The 14,454-nt window shown below is 71.0% G+C and carries 10 protein-coding genes; 1 reads left to right on the top strand and 9 read right to left on the bottom strand.

The genetic code is table 11. The features are described from left to right. Nucleotides 1–35 precede the first annotated feature (35 nt). From trxA to LC193_RS14675, 7 genes are all read right to left on the bottom strand, one after another. Nucleotides 36–365 (bottom strand): thioredoxin, encoded by a 330-nt coding sequence (gene trxA, locus LC193_RS14705; protein ID WP_086159632.1) that lies wholly within the window; start codon nucleotides 363–365, stop codon nucleotides 36–38. A gap of 58 nt (nucleotides 366–423) precedes the next feature. After that, complete coding sequence (trxB, locus tag LC193_RS14700) at nucleotides 424–1,395, bottom strand: thioredoxin-disulfide reductase (protein WP_226074621.1); 972 nt, start codon at nucleotides 1,393–1,395, stop codon at nucleotides 424–426. Between the two features lie 101 nt (nucleotides 1,396–1,496). After that, entirely contained in the window at nucleotides 1,497–2,306 is an 810-nt protein-coding gene (locus LC193_RS14695) for an anti-sigma factor family protein (RefSeq protein ID WP_226074620.1), read from the bottom strand. Continuing rightward, entirely contained in the window at nucleotides 2,303–2,992 is a 690-nt protein-coding gene (gene sigM / locus LC193_RS14690; RefSeq protein ID WP_226074619.1) for an RNA polymerase sigma factor SigM, read from the bottom strand. The genes LC193_RS14695 and sigM overlap by 4 nt, the downstream gene beginning before the upstream one ends. Before the next feature lie 28 nt (nucleotides 2,993–3,020). Further along, on the bottom strand, nucleotides 3,021–4,682 hold the full coding sequence (locus LC193_RS14685; protein ID WP_226074618.1) for a protein kinase family protein: 1,662 nt from the start codon (nucleotides 4,680–4,682) through the stop codon (nucleotides 3,021–3,023). 173 nt (nucleotides 4,683–4,855) lie between these two features. Beyond that, the gene (murJ, locus tag LC193_RS14680; RefSeq protein WP_226074616.1) at nucleotides 4,856–7,609 is read right to left on the bottom strand and encodes a murein biosynthesis integral membrane protein MurJ; all 2,754 of its coding nucleotides are present in this window, start codon (nucleotides 7,607–7,609) and stop codon (nucleotides 4,856–4,858) included. Between the two features lie 53 nt (nucleotides 7,610–7,662). After that, nucleotides 7,663–9,957 carry a DUF6049 family protein gene (locus LC193_RS14675; protein ID WP_226074614.1) on the bottom strand — a complete coding sequence of 765 codons (2,295 nt, stop codon included), beginning with the start codon at nucleotides 9,955–9,957 and terminating at the stop codon, nucleotides 7,663–7,665. Nucleotides 9,958–10,085: 128 nt separating this feature from the next. On the opposite strand from LC193_RS14675, the gene LC193_RS14670 reads away from it, so the two are divergent. Then, nucleotides 10,086–11,570 carry a CCA tRNA nucleotidyltransferase gene (locus tag LC193_RS14670; RefSeq protein WP_226074613.1) on the top strand — a complete coding sequence of 495 codons (1,485 nt, stop codon included), beginning with the start codon at nucleotides 10,086–10,088 and terminating at the stop codon, nucleotides 11,568–11,570. A gap of 32 nt (nucleotides 11,571–11,602) precedes the next feature. Here LC193_RS14670 and LC193_RS14665 read toward each other — a convergent pair whose 3' ends face one another. Together LC193_RS14665 and LC193_RS14660 are read right to left on the bottom strand one after the other, a co-directional pair. After that, on the bottom strand, nucleotides 11,603–12,934 hold the full coding sequence (locus tag LC193_RS14665; protein WP_226074612.1) for an MFS transporter: 1,332 nt from the start codon (nucleotides 12,932–12,934) through the stop codon (nucleotides 11,603–11,605). Further along, complete coding sequence (locus LC193_RS14660; RefSeq protein ID WP_226074611.1) at nucleotides 12,924–14,438, bottom strand: glycosyltransferase family 87 protein; 1,515 nt, start codon at nucleotides 14,436–14,438, stop codon at nucleotides 12,924–12,926. Before LC193_RS14660 ends, LC193_RS14665 begins: the two co-directional genes overlap by 11 nt. Nucleotides 14,439–14,454: the final 16 nt, after the last annotated feature.

Genomic DNA, 14,454 nt, shown 5'->3' with positions numbered 1-14,454 from the left:
TGCGGGCCCTCACCACGTGCGGGACCGAGAGGCGGTCAGCCGATGAAGTCGCTGAGGTCGCGCTCGATGGCGGCCTTGGGCTTGGCACCCACGATGGTCTTCACGACGTCTCCGCCCTGGTAGACGTTCATCGTCGGAATCGAGAGGATGCCGTACTTCGCAGCGGTGGCCGGGTTCTCGTCGATGTTGAGCTTGACGACGGTGATCTTGTCGGCGTGCTCGGCGGCGATGGCCTCCAGGCTCGGGGCGACCTGGCGGCAGGGAGCGCACCACTCGGCCCAGAAATCGACCAGGACCGGCTTGTCGCTGTTGAGGACCACTTCCTCGAAGTCGGCGTCAGTGGCGGTCACGGTGGCACCGGCCATGATGCATCTCCTTCATTCTCGGTGTATCAGGTGGGGGTCGGGCTCTGTAGGGGCGCCGTCAGACCGTCACGTCGGAGGACGTCACGGCCGTGGCGTCGGCCAGGGCGGCGAGATAGCGTTCGGCGTCGAGCGCGGCGGAACAGCCCGTGCCCGCCGCGGTGATCGCCTGGCGGTACGTGTGGTCCACGACATCGCCGGCGGCGAAGACGCCCGGGACATTGGTACGGGTCGTAGGGGCGTCCACCTTGAGGTATCCCTCGGCGTCGAGGTCGAGCTGCCCCTTGAACAGTTCCACGCGGGGGTCGTGTCCGATGGCGACGAACAGGCCCGTCACCGCGAGCGGCGAGGACTCGCCGGTCTTGGTGTTGCGCAGGGTCAGGCCGGAGAGCTTTCCGTCCGCTCCGTGGATCTCGGCGACCTCGCTGTCCCAGACGAACGAGATCTTCGGGTCGGCGAAGGCACGCTCCTGCATGGCCTTGGAGGCGCGCAGCGTGTCCCGGCGGTGCACGATGCTGACCGAGCGGGCGAAGCGGCTGAGGAAGGTCGCTTCCTCCATGGCCGTGTCGCCGCCGCCGATCACAGCGATGTCCTGCTCGCGGAAGAAGAACCCGTCACACGTGGCGCAGTAGGACACACCGCGACCGGACAGCTCGTCCTCGTGCGGCAGCCCGAGCTTGCGGTGCTGGGACCCGGTGGCGACGATGACCGCCTTGGCGCGGTGCACGGTGCCGGCCGTGTCGGTGACCGTCTTCACCTCACCGGTCAGGTCGGCGGCGACGATGTCGTCCGGGACCAGCTCGGCACCGAATCGCTCGGCCTGCGCACGCATGTTGTCCATCAGGTCGGGACCCATGATCCCGTCCTTGAAGCCCGGGAAGTTCTCCACGTCGGTGGTGTTCATCAGCGCGCCGCCCGCGGTGACCGCTCCCTCGAAGACGAGCGGGTTGAGCGAAGCACGTGCTGTATAGAGCGCAGCGGTGTAGCCGGCGGGTCCTGAGCCAATGATGATCACGTTGCGGACATCGCTCACGGGTTTCTTCCTTGTCTCGGGGGTCTCGCCCAGGCCCCGGCGGGGCCCACAGTCCTTTAACGGCTCTTAGGGTCCCAGACATTCCCGGCACGGAGGTACGGTCATTCGCGAGGATAGCTCTCTCGGACCAGGATCTCCCCCGAAGCCGGTGAGGCCGTGGCCTCGCAGGTGGCGGCGACGACATAGGCGTCGACCTGTTCGGGGTCGGCGGCGTGCGGGAGTACCACGAGATAGGCGTTGACGCCGTCGTAGCGCTCCTCCTCCACGGCGAGTGGCGCCTCGGTGCGACCGATGGCGGCCACGACGCAGGCGGGAATGGCCGTGGCGGATTGCGTCTCGGGGCTGGGCCGATCGGGTGGGCCTTCGGCGCCCATCCCCTCCTCGGCCATCATCGGGCTGTTCGTCTCCGTCGTGGCCAGCAGCGCCTGGACCTGATCTTCCAGCGGTTCGCCGTCGGCGGCCTCGGGCACTTCTCCGCCCTCCATAGCCGCTTCGCTCCCACTGTCGCCCTCGTTGCCGCCGCCACTGCCACTGAGCGCCGGCAGGAGGGTGCCGCCCACGCCGAGGAAGACCACGGCACCTGCCGCGGCGAGCGCCAGGCGCGCGCGGCGCGCTCTGCGCTCAGCGGCCGAGACCGGGCGGGGCGTTGTTTCACGTGAAACGGAGGCGGCCGACGCCGCGGTCCGTTCGGCGGCGAGCGCGGTGTCGATACGGTCCGCGATGTCCTCCGGGATCGGGCCGGGGTCGGGTAGATCGCCCAGTGCCTGCCGGAGCGCGGCCAGATCGGCGTGGACGTCGGCGCAGGTGGCGCAGCGATCAAGGTGGTCGCGCAGGCGCGCCGCGTCATCGGGCGGCAGCAGATCCTCGTCGAGCGCGGCGATGTCGGCCGGCTCGGGGTGAGCCTCGTTCACGAATGTGTGCCTCCTCCCCGCATGGCGCCGGTATCCCCCGTGTCTCTTGCTGGTGGGACGGATGTACCAGGTGTCCGGTTCCTTGCCGGATCCTCCTCGGCAGCCCGGGGGTGCAGGTGCCGCAGCAAGGGGAGGAGCCGGGCCCGAGCGCGTGCGCACCGACTTTTGATCGTGCCCACGGGTACGTGGAGGATGTCGGCGGCCTCGGCCACGGAATAGCCCTGCATGTCGACGAGGACGAGTACCGCCCGTTGTTCCTCGGGGAGCTGGGTCAGCGCGGCGCTCAGTTGGCGGCGCAGGTCCTGGCGCTCCGCCGGCACCTCGGCGGACTCGTGGGGGGTGAGGAGGTTCTCCAGCCTCTCCGGCTCCGGCATGGGGTCGGTCCGCCGGGTCTTGGCCTTGCGCACGCGGTCCAGACAGGCGTTCACCGTGATGCGGTGCAGCCAGGTCGTGACCGCTGCCTGGCCCCGGAAGGTGTGAGCGGCGCGGTACGCGGAGACGAAGGCGTCCTGGAGCGCGTCGGCGGCCTCCTCCCGGTCGCCGAGGGTGCGCAGCGCCACGGCCCACAACCGGTCCCGGTGGCGGCGGACGATCTCGGAGAAGGCATCGGGATCACCCGCTATGTGCCGCTCAAGAAGCTCTTTGTCGGAGGGAACGGCGGGCTCGCCCGGTGCGTGATCGACCACGGCGGAACCTCCCCTGCTCCCCGGCCGGCTATCGGATGACGGTGACGTCGGTGATGCGGCCGCGGTAGTTTCCGTCGCCCCCCTGCGGCAGCTCGGTGAGCCAGACCAGTACGTAGCGGGTCTCGACGGGTTCGTCGGCTTCCAGGGTCAGGGAGTCTCCGGTGCCGTCGGAAAGGGGCTCGAACCCGTCGAGGCCGGACGGCATCGAGTCGGCGTCGGGCGCCGCGGCGCGGAACTCGACGGTGGTGCTGCCCATGGCCTCGACGGTGATGCCGGAGATCGGCTGCGTCTCCCCGAGGTCGAGAATGAGACCGAGGCCGTCCTTGAGATTGCCGAAGGACGGTCCGTAGTAGTTCTTCGTCTGCCAGGCGGTCGTGGGGTCGCCGTCGATCGCATGGGGAGCCAGCTCTGGGTTCTGCCCGCTTCCTGTGCCCTCGGGATCGAACTCGGTGACGCTCTCGACCTGGACCGGGCCGGCGGCGGGCGGCGCTTCCTCCCCCTGGACGGGGGGCGCCGCGGGCGGCGTGGTCTCGCTGGGAGGATCGCCCTTGAGCAGGGCGTCGGCCAACTGCCAGCTGCCGAGACCGAGGGCGGCGATGAGCAGTGCGGACACGCCCCACTTGAGGACCGTGCCGGCGCGGCCCGGCAGAGCCGGAGGGGCGGGCACCGCGGCCGGCCTGGCGGGCGGGACGGGCTGCTGCCGGTGCGCGCCCAGCTGGAATGTCGTGTGCTGGTAGCCGGCGAGCGCGGTCGGCGTCGGGTCGGGCGGCGGGATACGGGGCAGGGCGGCGAGTGCCGCGCTCAACTCCTGAGGCGTGGTGAACGGGGGATCCTGACTGGCCGCGGTGGCCCCGTTGTTGTCCAGCGCCCGCATCGCCAGCTCGGAAAGGCCGCGGTGAATGCCCGCCCGGACCTGTTCCGGCGTGGCCAGGGAGTCACGGGCGCTGAGGCCCGCGACGCCGTTGAGGCCGTAGGCACCGTCACCGTAGGGCCAGCGCTGGGTGAGCGCGGCGTACAGCAGCGCGCCCACGGCTTCCGTGTCCGCGCGCTGCGGTGTGGGCGAGGAGATGCCGCGCAGGGCGGCGTCGACGGCCAGGCCCCGAATGCGGAACTGGCCAGGGCCGGTGCGCAGGACGGTGGCCGGGGTGAGGCGGAGATGGGCGAGGTCCTTGCGGTGGGCGGCGGAGAGTGCCTGCGACACCTGGGTGGCCAGCGCGTATGCCTCATGGGCGTCCAGCGGCCCCGCTTGCAGTACGGTGCTCAGCGGTACCGCGTCGGGCAGCCATTCGTGGATGACGTGCACGAGGCCGTTCTCCTCGACGGCGTCCAGCACCTGCACGAAGCGCAGGTCGCCGAGGAGTGCCGTGGAGCGGGCCGCCGACAGGACGGTCCGGGCCCGGTCGTGCGTGGCGGGCAGCAGATGGATGCCCACGGCACGCCGCAGCTTCTCGTCGACCGCACGCCAGCTGCTGAAGCCGTCCAGTCGGGTGATGCACTCTTCGAGCCGGTAGCGCTTGGCCAACCGGTGGCCGCTGTGGACCTCGGGCGTCGAGGAGGGCGCGGTGGCCTCGGTGGCCTCGGGGGCCTCCTTCACGGCCGGTGAGACCGGCTCCGGGGCCTCGGAATCCGTGGCGTGCTGGGCGCTCGCTGGACGCTGCGACGAGCTCGTTGCCGTGCTCCGTTCCGCCACCGTGGCTCCCGCCTCCCCGTTCTCGGCTGTCGGATGCTTGACACTGCCAGAATCATTGTGCCGTTACTCGGTCACCCCGCACGACATGTGAGTACGCGCTCAGGTTGTACGGCACGTGGCGGGCGGGTGTCGGAGACGGACTCGTCCTGGAACGATCCCGCCGAAAGCGGTGGTCAGCGGCCCAACCGGGCTCGGGCCATTCCGACCAGCGCCGTCATTTCCTCGATGCGCATCCTGCGGGCCGCGAGATAGAAGACGCCGAGCAGCACGATACCGCCCACCGTGACGGCAACGAGAGAGCCCGTCAAACCATCCCCGAGACCGCGCTGGACGGCGAGTCCGGCGGCGCCGCCGAACAGCGCGGCGGGGACGCTCGCGCCGGCCAGCCGGATGTAGGTCCGCACGATGCGCGCGCCGTCCAGGTCGGCCGCCATCCGGGCACGCAGCCGGCGCCAGGCGACGCGGACGCCGATGGCGTAGGCGATGCCGTACGAGAAGGCCACGCCGGCCACCACCCAGCGGTCGGGCAGGACGAAGTAGCACAGCACGGAGAGGGCGATCCAGCAGACCGAGACGACGACGGTGTTGTAGAACGGCGTGCGCGTGTCCTCGTAGGCGTAGAACGCGCGCAGCACGACGTACTGGGCGGAGTAGGGGATCAGGCCGATCCCGAAGGCCATGAGGATGTAGCCGAAGGACCGGGCGCCGTCGGCCGTGCCGAAGAGCAGCGTGCACATCGGGATGCCGAGCGCGAGGAACGCGAACGAGATCGGGACGATCGCGACGGCCGAGGTCCGCAGCCCCTGGGAGAGGTCGTCGCGGACGGCCGCGGTGTCCCCGTCCGCCGCGGAGCGCGACAGGCGGGGCATGAGAGCGGCCATGAGCGACACCGTGATGATGGCCTGCGGCATCTGCCAGATCAGCAGCGCGCTGCTGTAGGCGAGGATGCCGGTGCCCGGGTGGCCCGCCTCCGCGGCGCTCTCCCCGGCGCGGGTCGCGATCTGCGTGACCACGACGAGGCCCGCCTGGTTGGCCAGCACGAACAGCAGGGTCCACTTCGCCATGGTGGCGGCCTTGCCGAGCCCTTTGCCGCGCCAGTCGAAGCGCAGACGCATCCGGAAGCCGCTCGCCCGCATGTAGGGGATGAGGGCCAGGGCCTGCACGACGAGGCCGAGCAGGGTACCGACGCCCAGCAGCCGCATGCCTTCCGGCGTGATGGTGGTGACGCTCAGCCCCGAGGTGCGCTGGGTGCCGTACACCCACAGGAACATGCCGAAGGTGAAGATCACCACGATGTTGTTGAGGACCGGGGTCCACATCATCGGGCCGAAGCTGCCCCGGGCGTTGAGGATCTGGCCCAGGACGACGTGCACGCCCATGAAGAAGATCGTGGGCAGGAAGTAGCGGGTGAAGGTGAGCGTGACATCGTTCGCGGGCCCGTTCTCGGCGAACGACGTCGACATCGTCCGCACCAGCAGCGGGGCGGCGAACATGGCGACGACGATGAGCGCGCCGAGGAGGACCATCACGAGGGTCAGCAGCCGGTTGGCGAAGGCCACACCCCCGTCCGCGTCGTTCTTCATGGCACGCACCAGCATGGGCACGAACACGGAGTTGAGCCCGCCGCCGATGATCAGGATGTAGATCATGTTCGGCAGGTTCCAGGCGACGGTGTAGGTGTCGCCGAGCACCGCCGAGCCCAGGGCCGCCACGAGCACGAGCTGGCGCACGAAGCCGGTCACGCGGGAGACGAGGGTGCCCGCCGCCATGACGGCGCTCGACCGGAGGAACGAGGAGGCGCGGCCCGGCTTCTTGGCGCTTGGCACCGGTTCCGGCGCCGGCTGCTCGGGCGCGGGCGGCTGCACCGGCGTCCCGTGCGGCGGCAGGCTGGGCGGCGGCCCGTCGGGCCGGCCCTGGCCGCCAGGTGCCGCGCCCTGGTCGCGGAACAGGTGGGCGAAGGCATCCGTCGCGGGCGGCTGCCCCTCGCCGGCCGGAGGGTGCGGGCCCGAAGGGCCGTTGTCGCCCGGCGACCGGCTCATCAGCCCGTCGATGCCGGTGAACTGGGTGGCGTCCTGGTCCTCGTGGCGCGGGTGGTGGGGCCCGGCGCCCGGGCCCGGCGGTGGTGGGGCGGCCCAGTGCCGCGGGTCCTGCGGGTAGGCGCCCGGAGCCGGCTGCTGGTAGGGGGCCGACGGATCGGGAACGCCTGCCTGCGAGGACGGCGGATAGGCGGAACGGTCGTACAGCGCCTCGCCGAGCGGGTCCTGGGCCAGTGGATCGCGGCCCGCGTACGGGTCGTGGTGGTAGCTGTCGGAGAGATAGGGGTCGTAGGAGGGCTGCTGTCCCTGCTGCTCCCCCTGGTGCCCCGGCCGGCCGTACCCGGGCTGCTGGTGGCCCTGCTGGTCAAAACCCTGCTGCCGGGAACCGTAGGGGTCGGGTGCGTGCGGCCCGGGCGCGTATCCGGGCGGCTGCTGGTGCTGGGCGGGCCCGTACCCGCCGTGGCCGTACCCGTTCTGCTCGTAGCCGCCGGACCCGTACCCAGGAGGAGGGTAGCCCTCCTGGTGGTAGCCGCTCCGACCGTAGCCGCCGGCGCCGTACCCGCTCTGGTCGTAGCCGCCCTGGCCGTACCCGTCCTGTTCGAATCCGCCCTGGCCGTATCCGGTCGGGTCATAGGTCGCCGGGTCGTACCCGGGGGGCTGGTACGGCGCCTGGTAGGGCTGCTGACCCGGGTAACCGGGGTGCTGGGGGTGCTGACCGTACGGCGGGTGCTGCGGGTGCTGGGCATGGTGGGGATGCCGGCCGTCGTAGCCCTCGGGCGCCTGGTGGTGCTCCGGCCGCTGACCGTGGTGTCCGTGCTGGTCGTTCCCCCAGCCGGACGGATCGCCGCCACCCGGCGCCTGGCCGCGTTCACGGTCGTACGGCGCATGCATCTCGCTACCCCACCTTTGGTTTCAAGGGCCGGTGCGGATTCCCGGCCGGCAGCTCACTCGTCGGGGTCCAGCCTCTCACTCCCCGGGCGGGCGCCGGTGGTTCCGTCGCCGGTGTCGGCACCGCTCTCACCCTGGGCGCCGTCCCGGTCCGCGCTCACCGCGACCGGCTCACGGGCGGCACGCTTGCGCTGGGTGTACATGCGGATACCGGCGAGCACGACGAGCAGCAGGCCGCCCGCGATGACCATCATGACCGCCGAGGTGATGGAGGTGACACTCGCCTGGAACTGGATCGGCTCCCCGTACGGCCTGTTGTCCGGCGTGTAGAGCTGCGCTTCCAGAAACGTCCGGCCGTTGGCCCGGGCCGTGGCGGAGAACTTGACCGACTGGCTGTGCCCGCCGCTCACGACGATCTCCTGCTGCTCGCTGACCTCAAGACCGAGCGTCCTGCTCGACGTCAGCCGCAGCTCCAGGTTGTGCACGTCCTGCACCAGGTTGTTCTGCACGGTGACCGGAATCGTGGCGCTGCGCCCCGAGAGAGTGATGGGTGACTTCGGGATCACGTGCACCCGTTCGGTGAGCCCCGTCAGGCCGTCCTGCACCGTCTCCCGGTAGTCGGCGGCCTCCTCCGCGTTCCCCCGCCAGGACGTCGACATCTCCCGCCGTATGGCGTTCCCGAACGGTGTCGCGACCCGGTCGTCGCGGGTCAGGATCACCTGGAAGTCCTCCAGCGTCCGCTGCGTCTCCCGCATCGCCTGGAAGGCGCTGGTGGGCAGCTCCTGCTCCCGCAGCTCCTGGGGGTAGTCCGAGGCCGGGGGCACCTCCCGGTTGGCGTCGGGGTCAGGCGTCGCGGCAGCGGCCTCGCTGAGGTCGGTGAACTGCACCCAGTCCGTCGAGTCCCGCGTCGCGAGCACCGCGTCGGCCATCGCCTGGGCCTGTACCGCGGTGGGCATCCGCTGCGGCGCCAGGACGATGCTGCGTTCATCGGCCGGGGCCTGCCGCGTGATGGCGAGCGTCTGGGCCAGCAGCAGCTGCCGCGCCAGCGCGGCGTCCGCCGCCCCCGCCATGTCCTCTTCGAACAGCGTGGACAGCCGGGCGTCCGCCACGATGGCCGTGGTGCCGTCCCCGATGGGCCGGGCGGCCGTCGGGGTGTAGTTCAGATCGCCGGGCCGGAGGCTGTCGCTGCGTGCGATGACGTGCTGAGCGCCGGCCGAGGTCGCCACCGACACGATGGAGGGGTCGATGGCTCCTTCCACCGGCCAGGCGAAGTCGGTGCTCGCGTCCACGTCGAGGACCGTCTGCACGGTCACCTCGGCCGCGTCGGTGGCCTTGGCAAGCTGGCCGAGGGCGCCCAGCACGTCCTTCCCCTGGTGCGCCAGGGAGGCCACGTCCGGGTCGGCGAACGGCAGCGCGACGACCTCCTTGCCCTGTACCGCCTCCTGGAGTTCGCGCAGCCACTCCCTGGCCCGCTCCTGCCCCGTCCCGTCGACCAGCCGGTCTCCGTCGTACACCTGGTAGGGCTCGGTCATGGCGTCCACGGAGGCCAGCAGGTCAGGATCGATCACCCAGGTCACCGGCAGGTCCGCCCCCAGGGACACCAACTGGTCGAGCCGGCCCCCCGGCGAGATCTCCGTGAGCAGCGCGTCGTCGCGGAACGCCGGGGTCTGCTCCTCGTCGGCACCGGTCTGCGCCGTGAGGTGAGTGGTGGAGATGAGCGGCCACAGCACGGTCAGGTCCGTGCGGGGGGACTCCTCGCCCGCGCCGGGCTGCCAGGGGAGCACCGTCCGGCCGACGCCGAGTATCTGGTCGCCCCACCGCTCGCGCTCGGTCTGCCCGGTGAGCCCGACCCCCAGTTCGTACACGCCGTCCGCGCCGAGCGAGAGGGCCGACACCGGGACGTCGAGGGAGAAGGTCGCCGACATGCCCGGCTGGATGGTGGGCAGGTCCTGGCCGTGGCCGACGACGATCGGCCCGGTGGCCGCGTCGAAGCCGGTGCGGGAGACCGCCTCGTCGATGCCGCTGCGGCCGGTGAGCGGCACGCCCTGCCGGGCGTCCACCCGGCTGTCCACGATCGGGGAGGTCCCCTCGTTCGTGATCGTGCCCCGGATGCTGAGCGTGTCGTCCTCGTCGGGCACTTCCGGGCCCAGGTCGGTGATCGCGACCGTCGCGGTACGGTTGCCGGTGCCCGTTTCCTGCGCGGGCGCCCCCGCGGGCGAGGCGGGTGCGCCGGCCGCCGAGGCCGGTACGAGCCCGGTCATGATCGGGAAACCGGTGACCACGGCGAGCAACGACACCAGCCGCTGCCGTCGTCGGCGGGTCGCTCCCCGCCGCTTCCCCGACACAGTCACGCGACAGCCCCATTCCCTCGTTCGCAACCGGCCCTCATGGTAACGAGGATCGGTCCCGCGGAGTGTCCAGGACCGGTGGGGCCCCGGGGGAGCCCTGGAGTGATCCGGTGCACGTACGCTGTGCTGTTGTGCCGAACGACAGGAATGAAACCCAGCACCGTCAGGAAGCGCCCGGGCTCGGCCAGGCGCAGCGCCAGGCCGTGGGTGAACTGCTGCGGGTCTCCCCCGTTGCCGACGACTTGGCGGAGCGCTTCGCGCAGGCCGGGTTCGCCCTCGCCCTGGTCGGCGGCTCGGTGCGCGACGCCCTGCTGGGGCGTCTCGGCAACGATCTGGACTTCACCACGGACGCGCGCCCCGAGGACGTGCTGCGCATCGTCAAGCCATGGGCGGACGCGGTGTGGGAGGTCGGAATCGCGTTCGGCACGGTGGGGTGCCGCAAGGCCGGGCCGTCCGGGAACGGCGACGGCCGGCAGGACTACCAGCTGGAGATCACCACATACCGGTCGGAAGCCTACGACCGAAGCTCGCGCAAACCCGAGGTGGTGTACGGCGACTCCCTCGTGGAAGATCTGCGGCGCCGTGACTTCACGGTCAACGCGATGGCCGTCGCCCTGCCGCGCAAGGAGTTCATCGACCCGCACCACGGACTCGCCGACCTCGCCCGGCGCGAGCTGCGCACGCCCGGGACGCCTGAGGAGTCCTTCTCGGATGACCCCCTGCGCATGATGCGTGCCGCCCGGTTCGCCGCGCAGCTGGGCTTCGACGTGGCCGAGCCCGTGCGCACCGCCATGGCGGACATGGCCGACCGCATCGACATCGTCTCCGCCGAACGCGTCCGGGACGAGCTGAACAAGCTACTCCTGAGCGACCACCCGCGCACGGGTATCACGCTGCTCGTCGAGAGCGGGCTGGCGGAGCGCGTGCTGCCCGAGATCCCCGCGTTGAGGCTGGAGCGGGACGAGCATCACCGGCACAAGGACGTCTACGAGCACAGCTTGACGGTCCTGGAGCAGGCGATCGATCTGGAGGACGGCGAGCCCGACTTGGTGCTGCGCCTGTCCGCGTTGCTGCACGACATCGGAAAGCCCAAGACACGGCGCTTCGAGAAGGACGGCCGGGTCTCCTTCCACCACCACGAGGTGGTGGGGGCGAAGCTCACCAAACAGCGGCTGACCCGGCTCAAGTACCCCAATGACATCGTCAAGGATGTGGCTCGTCTGGTCGAGCTGCACCTGCGGTTCCACGGTTACGGGACCGGCGAGTGGACGGATTCGGCCGTGCGCCGCTACGTCCGGGACGCCGGGCCGCTGCTCGACCGGCTGCACAAGCTGACCCGGTCCGACTGCACCACGCGGAACAAGCGGAAGGCACTCGCGCTCTCCCGGGCCTACGACAGCCTGGAAGAGCGCATCGAGCAGTTGAAGGAACAAGAGGAACTGGAAGCCATCCGGCCCGACCTCAACGGCAACGAGATCATGGACATCCTCGCCATCGGTCCCGGGCCCGAGATCGGCCGGGCCTACCGGCACATGCTCGAATTGCGGATGGAGCACGGCCCGCTGGGACGTGACGCGGCGGTGGCCGCGCTCAAGGAGTGGTGGGCCGCCCAGTAGCGCAGCGGCCCGACCGGCGGTCGGCGCTCACCTCAGCCGACCGCCACGCTCACTGTTTCACGTGAAACAGTCCTGCGGCGCAGCCCGTGCACGGCCAGAGCGGTGAGAGCGTAGAGCGCCGAGACCATGATGAGGAGGACGGCCGAGCGCCCGTCCGGCGGCAGCATCAACGCGGCGAGTCCCGCGGCGGCGACGAAGGCGATGTTGAACAGCATGTCGTACAGGGCGAAGACGCGCCCTCGGTAGGCGTCATCGACCGAGGACTGCACGACCGTATCGGTGACGATCTTCGATCCCTGAGTCGCCAGCCCGAGGACGAAGGCCGCGACCATGACGGGCACCGGCCGGAACCAGAGGCCGAGGGCCGGCACCAGGACCGCGGCCAGCGCGGCGCACAGCACGAACCAGCCGAGCGTGCCCCACCGAGCCACCATCCACGGGGAGATCAGCGCGGCGACGAAGAAGCCGGCCCCCGACACGGCGACCGCCATCCCCAGCCACGCCAAGCCGTCGCCGTCCTCGGCGCCGTTCGTCCAGGCGTGACGGCACAGCATGAGAACGGTCACGAGCAGCGCGCCGTAGCAGAAACGCATCAGGCCGAGGGCGCTCAGGGTCCAGGCGGCCTGCCGCCGGTCCGCAAGGTGCCGCAGTCCGGCGGCCAGACCGCGCGCGGTACTGGCGAGCGCAGCGGTCAGCTTCGGCCGCACGGCATCGGGCTCGGGACCGAGCAGGTCCCGGTGCATACGCAGCGCGGACAGGCCGGCCAGGACGTAGAGCACTCCCGCCAGGCCGAGCGCCAGCGCGTCCTCGACCCCCTGGCTGGCGCCGAAGAGTTGGACGACGAAGGCGGCGCCACCGCCGACCGTGGCGGCGAGCGTCCCGGCCGTGGGGGACAGGGAGTTCGCCACCACGAGTCGTTCACGGTCCACGACGCGCGGCAGACCGGCGGAGAGGCCGGCGAGGACGAAACGATTGACCGCGGTGACGGAGAGGGCGGAGAGATAGAAGAGCCAGTCCGGTACCTCGCTGATCACCAGGACGCACGTGCCGATGGCCAGCGCGGCGCGCAGCGCGTTGCCGTAGAGCAGTACCTGACGACGCCGCAGGCGGTCGAGCAGGACTCCGGCGAACGGGCCGAGCAGGGAGTACGGCAGGAGCAGTACCGCCATGGCGGCGGCGATGTCGGCGGGCGAGGTCTCCTGCTCGGGTGAGAAGACCACGTAGGTGGCGAGACCGACTTGGAAGACGCCGTCGGAGAACTGCGACAGCAGCCGGACGGTCAACAGCTTCCGAAAGCCGGGGAAGCGCAGCAGCGCGCGCAGGTCGACCAGGGTCGAGGTGCGCGCGGCAGGTTCATGTTTCACGTGAAACGTCATCCGGGGGAAGAGGGCGGCCGGTGGCGGGGGTGGGCAGTGTGCGCCCGGAGACGCCCCAGTCGACGAACGCGGTGGGGGCCGGCGGCTGCGTCGGTGCGGAGCGAAGGGTGAAGACGTCCTTCGCGCCGTCGAGGACGCCGCCGCCCGGGTCGTCGGAGCCGTCCTGGCGCACGGGGTCGCGTTCCGGCCTCAGGATGTCCCGCACGACGACCGCGCACAGGTAGGCGGTGCCCAACAGGTGCGCGAGGATCGCGAGTTGGTAGCCGCCTGCGGCGAGACCCTGCTGGTTCTCCCCGTTGAGACGGGCCAGGTACATCCAGACGCCGAGGAAGTACAGGACCTCGCCGCCCTGCCAGATGAGGAAGTCACGCCAGCGCGGTCGGGCGAGCGCGGCGAGCGGGATCAGCCACAGCACGTACTGCGGCGAGTAGACCTTGTTGGTGATGATGAACAGGGCGACGACGAGAAAGGCGAGTTGCGGGAGGCGCGGTCGGCGCGGTGCGCTGAGGGCGAGCGCGGTGATGGCCGCGCAGCCCAGCACGACCAGGGCGGTGGCGTAGATGTTCACGCCGTCGAGCTCCGCGTTGGTCCGTTGCTGAATGATCAGCCACACCGAGCCGAAGTCGACGGGCCGTTCCTCGCTGAAGGTGTAGAACGTGGCCCACCCCTCGCGAGCGGGGATGAGCACCGGCAGGTTGACGGCGAGCCAGGCCCCCGCGGCTCCGCCGACCGCGAGCCAGAACGCGCGCCACCGTCCGGCTCGCCAGCACAGCACGAAGATGGGGCCGAGGATCAGGATGGGGTAGAGCTTGGCCGCGGTGGCGAGGCCGAGGAGCACTCCGCCGAGCAGTGGCCGGCTGCGTGACCACATGAGCAGGGCCGCGCAGGTGAGGGCGACGGCCAGCAGGTCCCAGTTGATGGTGGCGGTCAGCGCCAGGGCGGGGGCCATGGCCACCAGGAGGCCGTCCCAGGGCCGGTGCCGGTGGGTACGCGTCACGCAGACCGCGATGACGACGGCGCAGATCATCAGCAGAGCGGCGTTCACGAGCCAGTAGGTCTGCGCGGGATGCGGGTCGCTCGTGCCCTCGGGGGTCAGCCAGGCGGCGACCTGCATGAACAGGCCGGTGAGCACGGGGTATTCGAGGTACTTGAGCCCGCTGGACAACTCCGCGGGGATGGACTCGAAGTACGGGGTGACCCCGTCGGCGAAGCCGCGGCCCTGATACAGATGCGGGATGTCGGAGTAGCAGGCGTGGGTGTACTGGTCCGTCGCGCTCTCGAACCAGCCGCTGCCGTAGCAGGGGGCCTTCTGCGCCATGCCGAGGGCGAAGACACCGATCGCGATCAGGGCGATCACCCGGACCGGCGCCCACCGGCCGCCACCGCGGCCGGCTCGCCGGCCGACGGGGCCGCCGATCAGCTCACTGCCGGCGGCGGCCACGTCGTCTTGCTCGGTGGGCCGTACGTCCGCTCGCGGGTTCGGATGCGCCATGTGCTCATCCTGCCGC

This window comes from Streptomyces marincola, from assembly GCF_020410765.1.
GTDB classification, from domain to species: Bacteria; Actinomycetota; Actinomycetes; order Streptomycetales; family Streptomycetaceae; genus Streptomyces; species Streptomyces marincola.
The sequence above is the reverse complement of the archived record's forward strand: the minus strand, read 5'-3'. Positions and strand labels throughout refer to the sequence as shown.